Source organism: Arthrobacter sp. H14, assembly GCF_000520495.1.
GTDB lineage: Bacteria > Actinomycetota > Actinomycetes > Actinomycetales > Micrococcaceae > Arthrobacter_C.
In genome coordinates this window covers 44,969-62,101 of the sequence record NZ_KI914697.1, presented here as the reverse complement: position 1 = coordinate 62,101, position 17,133 = coordinate 44,969, and the positions used below count along the sequence as shown (strand labels likewise).

19 protein-coding genes are annotated in these 17,133 nt (G+C 63.4%); all 19 read right to left on the bottom strand.

From position 1 onward, the window contains the following. A partial coding sequence (gene dhaM, locus Y707_RS31775) for a dihydroxyacetone kinase phosphoryl donor subunit DhaM (protein ID WP_035782878.1) occupies positions 1-370 on the bottom strand: 370 nt, incomplete at its 3' end. Next, complete coding sequence (gene dhaL, locus Y707_RS0120235; protein ID WP_035782877.1) at positions 367-1,038, bottom strand: dihydroxyacetone kinase subunit DhaL; 672 nt, start codon at positions 1,036-1,038, stop codon at positions 367-369. The genes dhaL and dhaM, both read right to left, overlap by 4 nt. Positions 1,039-1,040: 2 nt before the next feature. Beyond that, positions 1,041-2,042 (bottom strand): dihydroxyacetone kinase subunit DhaK, encoded by a 1,002-nt coding sequence (dhaK, locus tag Y707_RS0120230; RefSeq protein ID WP_026536415.1) that lies wholly within the window; start codon positions 2,040-2,042, stop codon positions 1,041-1,043. Between the two features lie 139 nt (positions 2,043-2,181). After that, positions 2,182-2,373, bottom strand: a complete 192-nt coding sequence (locus tag Y707_RS0120225) for a CsbD family protein (RefSeq protein ID WP_026536414.1) — start codon at positions 2,371-2,373, stop codon at positions 2,182-2,184. Positions 2,374-2,480: 107 nt separating this feature from the next. After that, complete coding sequence (locus Y707_RS0120220; protein ID WP_026536413.1) at positions 2,481-2,981, bottom strand: amino-acid N-acetyltransferase; 501 nt, start codon at positions 2,979-2,981, stop codon at positions 2,481-2,483. 29 nt (positions 2,982-3,010) lie between these two features. After that, on the bottom strand, positions 3,011-5,128 hold the full coding sequence (locus Y707_RS0120215) for a prolyl oligopeptidase family serine peptidase (protein ID WP_081745039.1): 2,118 nt from the start codon (positions 5,126-5,128) through the stop codon (positions 3,011-3,013). A gap of 162 nt (positions 5,129-5,290) precedes the next feature. Next, the gene (locus Y707_RS0120210) at positions 5,291-7,774 is read right to left on the bottom strand and encodes an ATP-dependent Clp protease ATP-binding subunit (protein ID WP_035782875.1); all 2,484 of its coding nucleotides are present in this window, start codon (positions 7,772-7,774) and stop codon (positions 5,291-5,293) included. Between the two features lie 247 nt (positions 7,775-8,021). Next, complete coding sequence (locus Y707_RS0120205; protein ID WP_026536410.1) at positions 8,022-8,354, bottom strand: histone-like nucleoid-structuring protein Lsr2; 333 nt, start codon at positions 8,352-8,354, stop codon at positions 8,022-8,024. A 93-nt stretch (positions 8,355-8,447) separates the two neighbouring features. Beyond that, complete coding sequence (locus Y707_RS31935) at positions 8,448-8,591, bottom strand: hypothetical protein (protein WP_164468502.1); 144 nt, start codon at positions 8,589-8,591, stop codon at positions 8,448-8,450. A gap of 80 nt (positions 8,592-8,671) precedes the next feature. Further along, positions 8,672-10,165: a lysine--tRNA ligase gene (lysS, locus tag Y707_RS0120195; RefSeq protein WP_035782873.1), complete on the bottom strand. Its 1,494-nt coding sequence runs from the start codon at positions 10,163-10,165 to the stop codon at positions 8,672-8,674. A 132-nt stretch (positions 10,166-10,297) separates the two neighbouring features. Continuing rightward, positions 10,298-11,275 carry a pantoate--beta-alanine ligase gene (panC, locus tag Y707_RS0120190; protein ID WP_026536408.1) on the bottom strand — a complete coding sequence of 326 codons (978 nt, stop codon included), beginning with the start codon at positions 11,273-11,275 and terminating at the stop codon, positions 10,298-10,300. Continuing rightward, positions 11,272-12,177: a Rossmann-like and DUF2520 domain-containing protein gene (locus Y707_RS0120185; protein WP_026536407.1), complete on the bottom strand. Its 906-nt coding sequence runs from the start codon at positions 12,175-12,177 to the stop codon at positions 11,272-11,274. Before Y707_RS0120185 ends, panC begins: the two co-directional genes overlap by 4 nt. After that, positions 12,164-13,651, bottom strand: a complete 1,488-nt coding sequence (locus Y707_RS27905; RefSeq protein ID WP_051442252.1) for a PH domain-containing protein — start codon at positions 13,649-13,651, stop codon at positions 12,164-12,166. The genes Y707_RS0120185 and Y707_RS27905 overlap by 14 nt, the downstream gene beginning before the upstream one ends. After that, positions 13,648-14,169, bottom strand: coding sequence for a PH domain-containing protein (locus Y707_RS0120175; protein ID WP_026536406.1), 522 nt, complete (start codon positions 14,167-14,169; stop codon positions 13,648-13,650). The genes Y707_RS27905 and Y707_RS0120175 overlap by 4 nt, the downstream gene beginning before the upstream one ends. After that, complete coding sequence (locus Y707_RS0120170) at positions 14,162-14,662, bottom strand: DUF3180 domain-containing protein (RefSeq protein ID WP_026536405.1); 501 nt, start codon at positions 14,660-14,662, stop codon at positions 14,162-14,164. Before Y707_RS0120170 ends, Y707_RS0120175 begins: the two co-directional genes overlap by 8 nt. Next, positions 14,659-15,150 carry a 2-amino-4-hydroxy-6-hydroxymethyldihydropteridine diphosphokinase gene (folK, locus tag Y707_RS0120165; protein ID WP_026536404.1) on the bottom strand — a complete coding sequence of 164 codons (492 nt, stop codon included), beginning with the start codon at positions 15,148-15,150 and terminating at the stop codon, positions 14,659-14,661. Before folK ends, Y707_RS0120170 begins: the two co-directional genes overlap by 4 nt. Beyond that, complete coding sequence (gene folB, locus Y707_RS0120160) at positions 15,147-15,521, bottom strand: dihydroneopterin aldolase (protein WP_026536403.1); 375 nt, start codon at positions 15,519-15,521, stop codon at positions 15,147-15,149. Before folB ends, folK begins: the two co-directional genes overlap by 4 nt. Beyond that, entirely contained in the window at positions 15,522-16,451 is a 930-nt protein-coding gene (gene folP, locus Y707_RS0120155) for a dihydropteroate synthase (RefSeq protein WP_026536402.1), read from the bottom strand. Positions 16,452-16,457: 6 nt separating this feature from the next. Next, positions 16,458-17,081: a GTP cyclohydrolase I FolE gene (gene folE, locus Y707_RS0120150; protein ID WP_026536401.1), complete on the bottom strand. Its 624-nt coding sequence runs from the start codon at positions 17,079-17,081 to the stop codon at positions 16,458-16,460. Between the last annotated feature and the right edge of the window lie 52 nt (positions 17,082-17,133).

Sequence of the window (17,133 nt, the reverse complement as noted above, 5' to 3'; positions counted from 1 at the left end):
TTTCGGCTGCCAGAGCCACCGAAGCTAGTTCAGCGCCGGTCTGCGCCGAAACGGCGGCGGCAATCGCGCCTTCAACCAGAGGAACGCCGGGCAGGAGCCGGATCCGTCGCTGCTGGTCCCCGTCAAGGAACTCCAGCACCGACTCGGCCGTCATGACTGCCGAGCCGAGATCGGTGAGGATCAGCAGACCGTCGCCCGTATCCGCGCTTTCGATACCAGTCTGTATCTTCTCAAAGCTGGTGCCGATGCCGCCGTCGTCGGTCCCCCCGGCAGGGACCAGATCGATGTCGGAGGCCATCTGGGCAGCGAGTTCACAGATCCCCTCCGCAATTTTCCGGCTATGGGAAACGATCAGCAGCCCTACGCTCACGCCTTGTCCGTCCCGCCGTTCCCGGCACCAGCCTGCTCAATGGCGTCCACGGCGGCCTGCAGCAGCAAGGCACTGGAGACGGCGCCCGGATCCCGGTGTCCGGCGCTGCGCTCGGCCAGGTAGCTGGCCCTGCCCTTGCGGGCCACCAGCGGATCTGTGGATTCTGCGCCGGTCTGCGCAGCCTGCGCCGCGGCTTTGAGCACTTCGGCCGCGCCTGTTCCGTTTCCGGCTGCTTCGGCCGCGGCATCAACGGCGGGCGTCCAGGCGTCGATCATGGTCTTGTCGCCGACTTCGGCCTTGCCACGGGCCACGACGCCGTCACGGGCTGCGGCGAGCGCTTCGGCGAGCTTGGCGCCGTCGATCTCCTTGGCATCGCCGCAGGTGGTGGCCGCCCTCAGGTAAGCCGTGCCGTAGAGCGGTCCTGCGGCGCCGCCGACCTTGGACATCAGCGTCATCGCAGCAAGTTTGAAGTAGGCGCCCGGGGTGAACAGTGGCGACTCATCGAGCTTTTCCACAATTGCCGCGAATCCACGGTCGAGGTTTTCGCCGTGGTCACCGTCGCCAATGGCGCGGTCCAGGTCATTGAGTTCCTTGCGGTGCTCCGAGATTACCGCCGCGGCGGCACGCAGCCACGCGTCGGCCCAGGCGGCGTCGACGATTCCAGTCATACTCACACTCCCCAGCGCAGAGCGGCCGTGTGGACCGGAGAGTCCCACAGTCCGGTCATTTCGTCATCGAGCCGCAGGATGGAAATCGACGCTCCCTGCATCTCCAGGGCTGTGATGTAGTTACCCACCAGTGAGCGTTCGACGGTAATCCCCTTGTCGGTGAGCACCTTTGCTGCATGCCGGTACGCGATGTACAGCTCGCTGGCCGGAGTTCCGCCCATTCCGTTGACGAAGAGCAGCACCTTTGCGCCGTCGTCGAGCTTCAGGTCGCTCAGGACCGGCTCCAGCAGGCGGTCGACGATACCGTCGGCGGGTTCCATCGCGATCCGGTGCCGCCCGGGTTCGCCGTGGATCCCGATGCCGATTTCCACCTCATCCTCGCCGAGTTCGAAACTTGGCTCGCCGGCATGCGGAACGGTGCAGGAGCTCAGTGCCACACCCATGCTGCGGACATTTTCATTGACCCGGTTTCCAATGGCGGCTACGGCATCGAGGTCATCGCCGCGTTCGGCAGCTGCTCCGGCGATCCGCTCCACAAGGACCGTTCCACCGACCCCGCGCCTGCCTGCCGTGAACAGCGAATCCTCGACTGCGACGTCGTCATTGACGAGCACGGTCCGGACTTCCACGTCTTCGGCCCCGGCCATCTCTGCAGCGGTTTCAAAGTTCAGCACGTCGCCGGTGTAGTTCTTCACAATATGTACGACGCCGGCGCCACCGTCGACTGCCAGCGTCGCCGGAATGATCTGGTCGGGGGTCGGCGACGTGAACACGGGCCCTGGAACTGCGGCGTCGAGCATCCCGCGTCCGACGTATCCCGCGTGCAGGGGCTCATGGCCGCTGCCGCCACCGGAGACCAGTCCGACCTTGCCCTTCACCGGGGCATCCTTGCGGGTTATGTAGGCCGGATCGCTATTGACTGTCACCAGGTCCTTGTGGGCCATTCCGAACCCCTCAACGGACTCCGAGACCACCGATTTTGGATCATTGATGAGTTTCTTCATGCTGTTGCCACTCCCATCAGCTGCGTCGGATCAGCCCGATTGGGCTCACTCTTTAGAACCCTACTCTGCGGCTTCGTCGTTGCCCAGATGCATTACATGGCTGTGGAGGAGGGCTTCAACCCTCCTCCACAGTCTGTTCTTAGCGGTTCTCGTCCGTACCGTCCTTGAACGTATCCTTCACGTCCTCGCCGACCTGTTTAGCATCGGCCTTGACCTGGTCCTTCTTACCTTCTTGCTTCAGGCTTTCGTTGTCCGTGGCGCCGCCGACGCCTTCCTTGACTTTGCCTGTCGCCTGCTCGGTCTTGTTCTGTGCCTTGTCGTCTGCACCCATGATGAAACCTGCTTTCTGCTCAAGTACCGCTCCCATACAGAACCGGCCGCATCAACCTGATGCTAAGCGTACTTATTTTATCATCGGCATCCGGCCACCGACAGCAATCAGAGGTTGCGGATCATGCGGGTGTTGCCAAGCGTGTTCGGCTTCACCCGGGCCAGATCGAGGAACTCGGCGACGCCTTCGTCCGTGGAGCGCAACAACTCGGAGTAGACCTCGGGGTCGACGGCGGCCTGGTTGGCCATCACCTCGAAGCCGTGCCGGGCGAAGAAGTCGACCTCGAAGGTCAGGCAGAAGACACGCTTGACCCCGATGTCCCGGGCATCGGCGAGCAACTTCTCGAGCAGCGCATGCCCCACCCCGCTGCCGGGCTTGTCGGTGACGAGCGTGCGGACTTCGGCGATGTCGTCCCACATGACGTGGAGGGCGCCGCACCCAACGACCTCGCCGTCGTCGTCCTCCGCGACACGGAACTGCTGGAGGCTCTCAAAGTAGGCCACCGCCTCTTTCTCCAGCAGCACACGCTTATCCGCCAGTGGCGCGACGAGCCGCCGGATCTCCGCGACGTCGGAGGTTCGGGCAGGTCGAAGTTTGAAAGAGCTCACGCCGCCAGTCTAAGCACGCCGGACCGGTCCTATAAACCGAGCTCCTTGGGCAGCTCCGTCTTTTCGCCCAGCAGATGCTCGGCCAGGAAGCTGTGCACCACCGAGTACCAGATCTTCGCGTGTTGGGGGGCGAGGATCCAGTGGTTCTCATCCGGGTAGTACAGGAACCGGTGCGGAGTCTCGCCATTCTCATCGGCGGCCAGCGCGGACTTGGACAGCAGTTCGTACCAGAGCCGCAGGCCCTCGCCGATCGGCACCCGGTAGTCCTTGTCCCCGTGGATCACCAGCATGGGGGTGCGGATATTCTCCACATGCAGATGCGGAGAGTTCAGTCTCCCCCGCTCCGGTGTCATTTCCTTCTCCCAGAAGAAGGATGCGTCGGTGGTCGGGCCGAATTGATCAAGGGCCCACAGGCTGGCGTGCGTGACTATCGCCTTGAACCGGTCCGTGTGGCCGGCGACCCAGTTCGCCATGTAACCGCCGAACGAGCCACCCATGGCCGCCGTGCGGGTTTCATCGATGTCGGGACGCCGTTCGGTTTCGTCCGTGATGGACATCAGGTCCGTAAACGGATTCTCTCCCCATTCGCCCCAGCCGCGCTGGATGAATTCCTGGCCGTAACCGGTCGACAGGGCTGGATCCGGCAGCAGTACGGCGTATCCCTTGACGGTCATCAGCCAGGGATTCCAACGCCAGGTCCAGGCGTTCCAGGAGCCCAGCGGCCCACCGTGGATCCAGAGCAGCAGCGGCGCCGGATTGTCCGCATCCGCACCTTCGGGCAGCGCGAGCCAGGCACGGATCCTCGAACCATCCGCAGCTTTGGTTTCGACTTCCTCCAACCGGCCGGGGATCTCCGGGCGTTCCACCGGAGCCGGCAGCCGGGAAACTTCCCCGCTGGCGATATCGATCCGCACTGCCTCCACCGGATACAGGTAGGAGCTGCGCAGCGCATAAGCCGTGGCGCCATCAGGAGAGACAGCCACGTCGGTATACGCGGCGTCGTCGTGCGTTATTTGGGTGACCTCGCCGCCCCTGACGCTGACGGAGAACACGGGAGCGCGGCCGCCGTCGTCCGCTGTGGCCAGGAGCGCGGACCCATCGGGCAGCCAGGCGGCGGGCGAAGCCCAACGGTCCCACGAACTGGCAATCGGAAGGAGTTCTCCGCCAGACAATGGGAGCAGATTCAGCTTGATTTGCGGAGCTGCTTCGGCGCTGGATTCGGTTTGACTGACAACGACGACGGTGCTGTTGTCGGGGCTGACGGGACCCGGTTCGAAATTCATGCCCTCTTCGTCGAGGAGCACGGTTCGTTCGCCCGTGGCCGTGTCGATCCGGACCAGGATGCTCCGCATATCGCCCTTGGCGAGTGGCTTGTTCATGCTGGCGATGACGGTTGAGCCGTCCGGGCTGATGACCGCGGTGGTCTCGCGCAGGGATTGGCCCACACCACCGGTGATGTTCCTGAGCCGGTGGGACATTTCCGTCTCGGTGGTGGTGGGACGGCCGTCTCCGGCAGTGGGGTCGGATTCGAGGGCAAAAATGTGCGTCTCGTCCGGTCCGATATCTGAATCCCAGAACCGCACCGGGTAGCCCGTATGCAGGATGGCGCCGACCTTGTTGTCCTTGCGGCCGGAGCGGAGTTTGGCGTCCGACTCCTCATCGGCTGAGCCGGGCAGGACGGGGGCCGTAACGAAAACACTGGACGTGTCCTTGGCCGCCAGTATGCCGCCCACTCCCCCGGCCCGGGAGATGGCCACGCGGGCTTCGCCGCCGCCGGCAGAAAGTTCCCACAGCGCGCTTACCGGCTCGGCTTCATCCGCCTCGGGATCAGGCCGCGCCGAGGTGAACAGCAGATTTCCGGTACCGGCGAAGGCAGCACCGGACTCGCCCTTGGCACTGCGGGTCAGCCGTCGGGCTGGTTTTTCACCGGCCGGGTCCAGCTCCCACAGCGCGGTTGCATACTCTGTGGATTTGGCTGAAATGGTGGTCACCGTGGTGACCAGGCGTTCTCCGTCCGGGCTCAACGCCAGCCCGGAAATGCGTGGCATGGCGATGTAATGGTCCAGGTTATGGAACGGTGTTTCGGCAGATTCTGAAGTTCCGGCGGTGGAGGATCGCTCCGGCGCCAGCGATACGTCTGAGGTCATTGTTCAGTCCTATCACTGTCTGTGGGCCAGTTCACAGTTGCTTCACTGAGGGAGGAATTTCCGCTAACGGGGAAAGGCCCCGCACTGAAGAAGTGCGGGACCTTTCCAACTTCCGTCACCGTGTCCGTCCTGACTGGGCCGGCCGGAAGGTGTTTCCCTGCTCTACGTTGCCGGAATGGTGTCTGGGACGGCCGGGCTGGCGTTGCCTTCGAAGGTGAACTTCGCGTCGTCGCCTTCGCCTTCCACGTCCACCACGACGACGTCGCCGGACTTCAGTTCGCCGAAGAGAATCTTCTCGGAGAGCTGGTCCTCGACCTCGCGCTGGATGGTGCGGCGCAGCGGGCGCGCGCCCATAGCCGGATCGTAGCCGCGGGTTGCAAGCAGCACCTTGGCCGCGGGCGTGAGCTCGATGCCCATGTCCTTGTCCTTGAGGCGCGACTCCAGCCGTGCGACGAACATGTCCACAATCTCGATGATCTGGTCCTGGGACAGCTGCGGGAAGACCACGACGTCGTCAACACGGTTGAGGAACTCAGGACGGAAGTGCTGCTTGAGCTCGTCCGTAACCTTTGCCCGCATCCGGTTGTACGAGGTCTGCGTGTTCGTTTCGGAGGCAAAACCGGTGGGAATGCCCTTGGAGATGTCCCTGGTGCCCAGGTTGGTGGTCATGATGATCACCGTGTTCTTGAAGTCGATCACCCGTCCCTGGCTGTCGGTCAGGCGGCCATCCTCGAGAATCTGCAGCAGAGAGTTGAAGATGTCGGCGTGTGCCTTCTCCACCTCGTCGAAGAGCACGACGGAGAACGGACGGCGGCGGACCTTCTCGGTCAGCTGCCCGCCTTCTTCGTATCCGACGTAGCCGGGAGGTGAACCGAAGAGCCGTGACACTGTGTGCTTCTCCGAGTACTCGGACATGTCCAGCTGGATCAGGGCGTCTTCCTCACCGAAGAGGAATTCAGCCAGGGCCTTGGCGAGTTCGGTCTTGCCCACACCGGTCGGCCCCGCGAAGATGAACGAACCGCCGGGGCGCTTCGGATCCTTCAGGCCCGCACGTGTGCGCCTGATTGCCTGGGACAGGGACTTGATAGCCTCTTCCTGGCCGACCACACGCTTGTGCAGCTCGTCTTCCATGTGCATGAGGCGCGAGGACTCTTCCTCGGTCAGCTTGAAGACAGGGATGCCCGTGGAGTTCGCGAGGACCTCTGCGATCAGTTCCTCGTCGACCTCGGAAATGTCATCCATGCCGCCGGACTTCCAGTCGTGTTCCTTCTCGGCCCGCTCGGCTTGGAGCTTCTGTTCCTTGTCGCGGAGCGAGGCGGCGCCTTCGAAGTCCTGGGAGTCGATGGCCGACTCCTTTTCCTTCTTGACATTCGCGATCTTCTCGTCGATTTCCTTCAGCTCCGGCGGTGCCGTCATCCTGCGGATGCGCAGCCGGGCGCCGGCCTCATCGATCAGGTCGATCGCCTTGTCCGGCAGGAACCGGTCGGAGACGTAGCGCTCGGAAAGATTGGCGGCAGCGGCCAGTGCGGCATCCGTGATGGACACCCGGTGGTGGGCCTCGTAGCGGTCGCGGAGGCCCTTCAGGATCTCGATAGAGTGGGCCACCGAGGGCTCATTGACCTGGATGGGCTGGAAACGGCGCTCCAGTGCGGCATCCTTCTCAATGTGCTTGCGGTACTCGTCCAGTGTGGTGGCACCAATGGTCTGCAGTTCACCGCGGGCCAGCATCGGCTTCAGAATGGAAGCCGCATCGATCGCGCCTTCGGCCGCGCCTGCCCCGACGAGGGTGTGGATCTCGTCGATGAACAGGATGATGTCGCCGCGGGTGCGGATCTCTTTAAGGACCTTCTTCAGCCGCTCTTCGAAGTCACCGCGGTAGCGTGAGCCGGCCACCAGCGAACCGAGGTCCAGAGTGTAGAGCTGCTTGTCTTTCAGCGTCTCCGGAACGTCGCCGCGGACAATGGCCTGGGCGAGCCCCTCGACGACGGCGGTTTTACCAACGCCGGGCTCACCTATCAGCACAGGGTTGTTCTTGGTCCGGCGTGACAACACCTGCATCACGCGTTCCTGCTCGTGTTCACGGCCAATAACCGGATCGAGCTTCGTCTCGCGGGCAGCCTGCGTCAGATTGCGGCCGAACTGGTCCAGTACCACGGAGCCGGCGGGAGTGCCTTCCTGCGGATTGCCCGCGGAGACCGGCTCCTTACCCTGGTAGCCGGACAGCAGCTGAATAACCTGCTGGCGGACGCGGCTCAGATCGGCGCCAAGCTTCACCAGCACCTGTGCGGCAACGCCTTCGCCCTCACGGATAAGCCCGAGCAGGATGTGCTCGGTGCCAATGTAGTTATGGCCGAGCTGCAGGGCTTCACGCAGGGAAAGCTCCAGCACCTTCTTGGCGCGCGGAGTGAAGGGGATGTGCCCGGACGGAGCCTGCTGGCCCTGGCCGATAATCTCCTGCACCTGCTCGCGGACGGCCCCGAGAGAAATGCTCAGGGACTCCAGCGCTTTGGCTGCGACACCTTCGCCCTCGTGGATGAGACCGAGCAGTATGTGCTCGGTGCCGATGTAGTTGTGGTTGAGCATGCGGGCCTCTTCTTGGGCCAGCACGACAACACGTCGGGCTCGGTCGGTAAATCGTTCAAACATTGCGGCACACTCCTAGCTACTGCGTACTTTCGATGCTACGCACTAATCAGCATCGATGGGCATGTGTTCGCCGTGGGCGTGAGGGTCATGCCCAGAGCGAAACTGCGGGTACGACGAGGGGCAGTACAGCAGTCGAAAACGCCCGGTTGCGATTTATCCTCACAATTCTGTCGTTCTGGATGCAATTCAAGAACCCCGGCGGATATTCCGGCCGGGGTTCTTGAATTAGAGATTCAGGTACGGACTTTCAGTCCTGGCCCATTGCTTTCCGGTAGGCGTCCTGGATTTCCGACTGGACACGTCCACGGTCGCTGACTTTATAGCCCTGCTCGCGTGCCCATTTACGGATTTCGGCCGCTTCCTGGTTCCGGGCCGGCGTCGAGCCCCTGCCCCGCTGGACCCGGCCGCTGGAACGGCGGGCTTTAGCCACGAATGGGCGGATTGCTTCCCGTAGTTTGTCCGCATTCTCCGCTGACAAATCAATTTCGTAATTCGCGCCGTCGAGACCAAAGCGAACCGTCTCTTCGGCGCTTCCACCATCCATGTCATCGACAAGGATGATCTTCACCTTCTGTGCCACCGTGGCTCCTCAATATCAATACAAATTACGGACAAATGAAACAAATGTATTTCGAGTATCGCGCATGCACTAATACTGAGTCAAAGGATTTTCTTATTGCTTTTCCCGGCCGGCTTCCTCTTCGGCCCGCGCCAGTGCCTCACGTTCAGAACGGTCGACGTTAAAAAGCGCCCGCATCACAAAGTAAAACAAGGTGCCGACGCCGGCGGAAGGGATCAGAACTGCTAGGTATTCCACGGTTCCAGTTTACTCCTTAGGGCAGGTGGGCCGTTACGGTGTGGATTATCACCGGCCGGCGCCTCTGCACAGGTTCAGGTTTACTCCGGTTTCATCAAGGGAAATAGAATGGTTTCCCTGATGCCTGCATTCGTAAACAACATCACCAAGCGGTCAATTCCCAGTCCGATGCCGCCCATCGGCGGAGCCCCGTATTCCAGGGCCCGCAGGAAGTCTTCGTCCAATTGCATGGCCTCCTCGTCGCCCGCTGCGGCACGCCGTGACTGTTGAGTCAGCCGCTCCCGCTGGATGACGGGGTCGATCAATTCGGAGAATGCCGTTCCACGTTCCATTCCACCGATGATCAGGTCCCAGGCTTCAATGAGGCGCGGGTCTTCCCTGTGCTGTCGTGCGAGCGGCTGTGCCGACGGCGGGTAGTCGTACACAAATGTTGGCTGAATTAGATTCGGCTCAACAATTTCACCAAAGAGTTCCAGGACGAGCTTTTCCGCATCCCAGGCATCGTCAACACTGATCTCCAGCTTTTCGGCAATTTTCCGGAGCACATCGGCACTGGTTTCGGGCGTGATTTCCTCTCCCACTGCTTCGGAAAGGCCCGGGTAGAGAGAAAGCCACTGCCATTCACCGTCAAGGTTTATTTCACCCGCGGCGGTTTCAATAACCCGTGACCCCATAAGGTCCGCACAATTGACGATAATCTCCTGCATTCTTTCGGCCATCACAAACTGATCGCCGTATGCCTCGTAACACTCCAACATGGTGAATTCAGGACTATGTGTGGAATCAACGCCTTCATTTCGGAAAATCCGGCCGATTTCATAGACCCGGTCAATTCCACCGACCACAGCACGCTTCAGATACAGCTCAAGCGCGATCCGCATGGTCATTTTCTGGTCAAAGGCATTCAGATGTGTCTCGAAAGGACGCGCTGTTGCCCCGCCGTGGATCAACTGCAGCATCGGTGTTTCCACCTCGACGTAGCCGTGGTTGTGCAGGGTATCCCTGACCGCACGGGTGATCGCAGCGCGGGTGCGCACCATCTCGCGCGCTTCCTCGCGGACCATCAGGTCGACGTACCGCTGGCGTACCCGTGTTTCCTCGCTGAGCTCCTTGTGCAGGGTCGGCATCGGACGCAGGGACTTCGACGCCATCTGCCACGAATCGGCCATAATGGACAGCTCGCCGCGCTTGGAGCTGATCACTTCGCCGCGGACGAGGACGTGGTCGCCCAGGTCGACCAGTTCCTTCCAGTCCGCCAAGGCCTGCTCGCCGACATTCGCCAGGCTGATCATAGCCTGCAGCCGGGTACCGTCGCCTTCCTGCAGGGTTGCGAAGCAGAGCTTTCCAGTGTTGCGGACAAACACCACCCGGCCAGCCACGGCAGCCACCGTCCCGGTGCCGTCACCTGCCTCGAGGTGGCCGTATTTCTCCCGGACTTCACCCAGCGTGTGCGTGCGTTCGAGCACGACGGGATACGGTTCGGCGCCCCGTTCCAGAAGGCGGGCACGCTTGTCGAGGCGGATTTGCATCTGCTCAGATACGTCACTGGCCATCGGTTGGGTACTCTTCTCCATGGGAGGGGCGCTGTTGTCGTTGCTCACGGTATTCAAGGTTAGCCGGTGAGAGCCCGCGGGACCCAAGCCGCCGGCGTCGGCGTGATCAGTTTGGCATTGGCGCGCCGGCCCGTGCCGTCGGCGGAACAGCGTTTAAATTGCCGATGCCGGCGTCCGCGTCCCCAGCACCATATTGTCGATCAGCCGCACGGGCCCGACCCGGGCGGCGATCAACGCCAGCGCCGTACCGGTGAAAGGCGTGTGCCGGCAGTTCTCACCGAGCGGTTCCAGGGTGGCCGGATCCACCACGTCGAGGTAGTCCAGCTCGACCATCGGATGCGCGGCGACAAGATCGACGACCTCGTCCAGCTCCAGCGGTTCGTGGGCTTCGGCCCGCTCTGCCAAGGTTCGCAATGCGCCGAACAGGGTCAGGGCCGCGGCACGCTCGTCCTCATTGAGGAACCGGTTCCGGCTGGACAGGGCCAGCCCGTCCGCCGCCCGGACCGTTGGCACGGCGATGATGTCGACGTCGAAATTTAGATCCGCGGCCATCCGGCGGACCAGTGTCAGCTGCTGGGCATCCTTCTGCCCGAAATACGCGCGGTAGGCGGTGGACCCGGCGGTAGTCCGTGCCGGCATGCCGTAATGCAGCAGCTTGGCGACGACGGTCAGGGCACCGTCGAAATGTCCCGGCCGGAATGCCCCTTCGAACTTCTCTCCGAGCTCGCCCGCGCTGATCCGGACCATCGGCATGCCCTGCGGATAGACCTCTTCGATGGGCGGGGCGAAGACGATGTCGACCCCGCACCGTCCCAGCAGCGCGACGTCGTCGTCGAACGTCCGCGGGTAGCGCTCCAGGTCCGCGCTCTCGCCAAACTGCAGCGGATTCACAAAAATCGTGGCGACGACGACGTCGTTATCCTTGCGCGCCGTCCGTGCCAGAGCTTCGTGTCCTTCATGCAGGGCACCCATGGTGGGGACAAGGCCGAGGCTGGGACCGGCCGGTCCGGCAGCATCTCCGGCTGACGCCCCAACACCGTTCCTGGTTGCCGCAGCCTCCTGCAGCAACCCACCGCTGGCAGCGTTCAGCTCCGCCCGGGTCGTAACGACGAGCGGTTTTTGTTCAGTCATTCTTCTCCCGGCATATCGAGCGCGCGGTTAATGTCTTTGGCTTGCGCCGCGGTCAGCAGCCCACGGGTCACAGCCCGGGTCGCCGTCGCTTTGGCCAATTCCCGGTAGGCCGCACGGATGTCACTGGTTCCTGGCCCGGTTTCCCGTTCCCGCAGGGCCCGCGCATGGGCTTCGACCGTTCCGCTGTCGCCGCGCGCAACCGGGCCGGTGAGCGCACTTTCGCCGGAAACCAGCGCATTTTCGAGGCTGGCCCGCAACAACGGTCCGAGCATGCGTGAAGGTTCTTCGACTCCGATTCCGCTGAGCAGCTCGGACGACTGCGCAGCGAGCGTAACCAGGTTATTCGATGAGTGTGCCAGCGCCGCATGGTACAGCGGCCGGTCAGCCTCCTCGATGACCACGGGTTCGGCGCCCATCTCCACCACCAGTGCCTGGGCAACCGGCAGGATCGCCCTGTCCGCGGTGACGCCGAAACTGCAGTCCGGAAGCCGGTTCAGATCCAGGCTCATGCCGGTGAACGTCATCGCGGGGTGCAACGCCAGCGGCAGCGCGCCCTTAGCCCGAGCCGGCGCGAGCACGCCGGTGCCGAACCGTCCGCTGGTGTGCGCGACCAGCTGTCCCTGCTGCCAGGCGCCGGTGGCCGCGAGGCCCTCAACCAGCTCCGGAAGGGCGTCGTCGGGAACGGCGAGCAGGACCAGCTCGGCGCGTTCTACGATGTCGGGAATTTCGAGGATAGGCACTCCGGGCAGCAGGGACTCAGCACGGTCCCGGCTCCCCTCGGACACGGCGGAAACTCCAACGACGGCGTGTTCGGCGGCGCGCAGGGCGGCACCCAGGACTGCGCCAACTTTTCCGGCGCCGATGACTCCGACACCGAGGCGTCCAGGTTTACGGCTTGCCATGGTCGGCCTCCTCTCCACGATCAACCTGCTCCAGCCAGTGTTCCGGCGGGCTGATCAGCCGGGCACTGGCGGCGCGTTCGGCCTGCTCGTCAAAGAGCCGGCGCGCCGTATCCAGATCGGCATGCCAGATCTTCGCGCTGACCGGCCCAGGGGTGGAGTGCAGCACGACGTCGGCCAGACCAAGCCGGCGGGTCAACGGACCTTGGTGCAGCGCCAGGGACTGGGTGCGTTCATGCGGGACGACCTGCGCCTGCTTCCACATCCACCCCGAACGGCAAATCAGCGCCGTCCGGGTGGCGAGGAAACCGTTCCGCCGCCAGGACAACAGGGACAGAATCCGTCCACGGCGCGGCGTAGTGATGAAGCCGCAGTCCTGATCCTGTCCGGAGATGGCGGCCCCGAAGACCTCGAACGGTTCGTCGACGCCGGGGTCGGGCAGCACGAGCGCCAGCATCTGCATGACTTCGTTCGACGTGCCGGCGGGCAGCAGTGTCGTGCGGGCACCGCTGGCCTGGGTGTCCACACCGTACCCGGCAACGTTGACCTGCATCTTGTACCACCCGGCGAAACGCCACAGCGGCGACTGCACAATCCCGACGGCCTGCACGCGGCCGGGCGGAACGGTCTGCGCGCGGGTTTCCAACAGTCCGTAGCGCAGCCGGATTCCATCGGGGGAAATGGCGGCACGGAAATTGAAGCTGTTGCTGAAGGTGGCCCAGTAGGCGGCGGCCATCGCGAACAGGAACGGCACCGCTCCGGCCAGCACGGCTCCCAGCGGCAACGGCTCGTCCAGCACGAGCGCCACGACCGCCAGTGCGACGACGGCGACGAGCACGAAGATGGTGGTTCCGGACAACAAGGTGGCGCCGATGATGCGGCGCGGCGGCAATTCGAGCACGGACTGCTCCGGCGCTTCCGCCACCTCATCGGGGTGTTCCGGGTCCTGCTTGACTCCTGCCGCCCTGGCCAGGATGGTGGCCCGCAGCAGCTGCGCTTCGGAGAGTTTGAGATAGCTCAGCCGCACAGCCGAACTGCCTGAATCCGCCACCTCGAACTTGAGCTCAGCCAGCGAGAACAACCGCGCGAGCAGAGGCTGGACGACGTCGATAGCCTGCACCCGGTCCAGCCGCGCCTGCCGATGCTGGCGGAAGATCACGCCGCTGTTGATCCGGACGTGGTCGTTGGTGACCTGATAGCGGGTGAAGTACCAGGACAGGAAGAAGGACAACGCGAACAGCAGCGCGATGACGACTACCAGCACGACCAGCACCCAAAGCGGAAGGAATTCGCCTTCGGGCCCGATCCGCGGGGTACGCCCGTCCACGAGAAGATCTTCAAAAAGTCCCCGGCCGAAAATGACGATGACGGCGATGATGCCGATCCAGCCCTTGACCATGGGCGAAACCGGATGGACGCGGTGCCACCGGTCTCCGGCGTCGGGATCCGTGTATTCCTTGACCGGCACTTCGGTCATAGCCCTGCCAGCTTCGCTTCGCCGAGGGAGGACAGCTGTTCGCGCAGCCGCGCGGCTTCGGCAGCGGGCAGTCCGACAAGGGTGGCGTTCGTCGTCGGCGAGGCGGTGTGCAGCTTAAGCGAGGCCAACCCGACGGCGCGTTCAATCGGACCGACGGAAATATCCACATATTGCATCCGCCCGTAGGGAACCACCATCACGCGCTGGAAGAACAGGCCCTGCCGGATCAGCAGGTCCTCGTGCCGCTCCGCGTAACCGATGGCACGGACCTGGCGCGGAATCAGCAGCAGCCGCCAGATACCAATAATCAGTACGACGGCGGGCAGTCCCCACGCGATGAAGGCCGGCAGTTCGGACCAGAAACCCAGCAGTTTGAGCACCAGCGGAATGGAGAAGATCGCGAGGGCAATCAGGAACCCGATCAGCCAGCCGATAATGCGGAGCATGATGAGTTTGTCCGAGACCCGTGTCCATTCGACATTGGCCGGATCGATCGGCTCGCGCGCCTGGCTACGCATATTCTCCCTCACCTTTGGTCTGCTGCTGGCCGCCTCCGCCGGACTCTTCCTTGTCCTCGGGCGGAATGCGGCAGAACCGCTCCACCACCAGTCCAATAACTATCATGATCAATCCGCCGGCTGTCATCGCGAACGCCGTCAGCCCAGTGGTATGGTCCGAGCGGAACTGCCACAGCGGCAGTTGATCCACCAGAACCCCGACGTGCCAGCCCAGCAAAAGCGAGCCTGCATAGGCGCAGGCGTGAGCCAGCACCAGCGTGCGCGCCGCGAGGATCAGGTTAAGCTGTCGTTTCCGTTTGCCCTGCCGCCAGCGCAGTACCCGGATTCCGAGGACAAGGGTGAAGCCGGCGATAATCGCCATGGTGAACAGGGAGCTTAACGGGAGCACCGGCGTCGGCCACCCGAACGAGGTTCCCAGGAAAGTGATCAGGTAGGCGGTCAGCGCTGCCGCGGCGGCGATCACGATCAGCCAACGGGTGCGGATGGTGTTCACACAGCCCCTTCAAACGGTTTTAGGCCCGCAAGGTCGTCAGCTTCCGCAGCGAGTTCGGCCACCGGGCGGCCGGCGAGGACGGCGGTGCTGTCCATCCAGGCCCAGGGTTGCAGCACGAACGCGCGCTCGTGCGCCCGCGGGTGCGGAAGGGTCAGCTCCGGGGCATTTATTTCCAGATCGCCGTAGGTGATGATGTCCACGTCCAGGGTCCGGGCTCCCCAGCGGACGGTGCGGGTCCGGTGGTGCTTCGCCTCGACGGCCTGGCAATGCGCCAGCAACGCATACGGCTCCAGATCGGTCTCAATCTCGACCACCATATTCAAGTAATCCGGCTGCTCCGGTCCGCCCACGGCCTTCGTTTGCACCACGGGCGAGACCTCGCGCAGCCGCACGTGTGGATGATCCACCAAATCCGCGACGGCGTTGGCCAGAATGTCGCTGCGTTCACCCAGGTTGCTGCCCAGGGCCAGAATGACGCGGGTGTTCATGGCCGTTCCCGGTACACGGTTACGGACACGTCGGCAAAGGTCACTTCGATAGGTGCTTTGGGCTTGTGCACGGTTACCTCCACGGCTCCTACCTCAAAGGTATCGAGAATGTGCGCCGCCGTCCGCTCCGCAAGTGTTTCAATCAGATTAAAACGCTCATCGGTAATGATGGCCTTCACCTGTTCGGCGAGCTCACCGTAGTTCGTGGTGCGTGCAATGTCGTCGGTGGCCGCAGCCTGCGAAACATCGGTATACACCACGACGTCGGCAATGAAGGGCTGCCCTGCCCGCTTCTCATGCTCAAAGACCCCGTGGTATCCGATCGCGGCAATGCCGCTCAAGCGGATAATGTCCGGCCGCGGTACGCGCATTCAGTCGTCCTTGGCGCCGTCTTTGGGTGCCGCCCAGGCGGCAGCGACCTTCACAGCGTCCAGGTTGGCTGCGACATCGTGGACGCGGACCGCCCAGGCACCGTGGTGCACTGCAAGCGCGGAAACGGCCGCCGTCGCGTGATCCCGCTCCTCAACCGGTGCTGCCTTGCCGGCGCTGATCAGCAGGGAGCCGATGAAGCGCTTCCGGGACGCGCCGACCAGCACCCGGTGTCCAAGTTCGTTGAACCGGTCCAGGCTGCGGAGCAGTTCCCAGTTCTGCTCACCGTTCTTGGAAAAGCCGAGACCCGGGTCGACGATGATCTGCTCCGGCGTGACACCGGCGTCGTAGAACTTGCTGCGCACCGAGGTGATTTCCTCAATCACTTCAGTGGCGAGGTCGTCGTAGTCAGTGTGCTGGTCCATGGTTCCGGCATCACCTCTGCGGTGCGTCAGGACATAAGGAACACCGCGTTCGGCAACGAGGGCAGGCATTTTCGGGTCGAAGTTCAGGCCGGAAATGTCGTTGACCATGGCGGCGCCGGCGTCGATTGCCTTGGCCGCGGTGGAGGCGTTCATGGTGTCGACGCTGACCAGGGCGCCGGCCTTAACCAGCGTCGCGACCACGGGAAGGATGCGCTTCTGCTCCTCCTCCTCGCTCACGCTGTCGGCGCCGGGACGGGTGGATTCGCCACCGACGTCGATAATGTCCGCGCCGGCGTAGAACATCCGCAGACCGTGCCCGATGGCGGAGTCCAGGTCCTGGAACTGGCCGCCGTCGCTGAAGGAATCCGGGGTGACATTCAAGATGCCCATCACTAGCGCGCGGCCGGTCGGCAGGTCCTCGTACTTGGCGGCCGGCCTCGGGGGACGTACGACCGGCAGCGGCGAAGTGGCTGGCCCGGTTCCGGGTGCTGCAGCGAGTGAATCCATGTGTTATTACCTTCCGAGTATCAAACTCATTGCTTCGGCCCGGGTGGCGGGATCATGAAGCTGGCCCCGCACCGCCGAAGTCACTGTCTTGGCGCCGGGTTTGCGTACACCGCGCATGGACATGCACATATGTTCGCATTCGATCACCACGATTGCCCCGCGCGGGGCAAGGTTGGACATGAGCGCGTCCACGATCTGTGTGGTCAACCGCTCCTGGACCTGCGGGCGGCGGGCATAAATCTCGACGAGTCTGGCCAGTTTACTCAGGCCCGTGACCTTGCCGTCATGGGAGGGGATGTAGCCAATATGCGCCGTGCCGTGGAAGGGTACCAAGTGATGTTCGCAGGTCGAATAGAAGGGGATGTCCTTGACCAGCACCATTTCCTGGTGCTCCAGATCGAAGGTGGTGGCGAGCAAGTCCCCGGCGTCCTGGTGCAGGCCGGCGAACATTTCCGTGTAGGCCTTGGCAACGCGGTTGGGCGTATCCACCAGGCCGCTGCGGTCGGGGTCCTCACCGATCGCGATCAGAATCTCGCGCACCGCCCGCGCGATCCGGGGCTGGTCCACGGGTGGGTTGCGGCTGTCGGCAGCCAGGCCGCCGGCAGGAACGTCGTCGTCGAAATCCATCACTATGAGAGTCTAACCGTCCGGCCGCCGGTCCCCTGAGGGTCCGGCGGCCGGG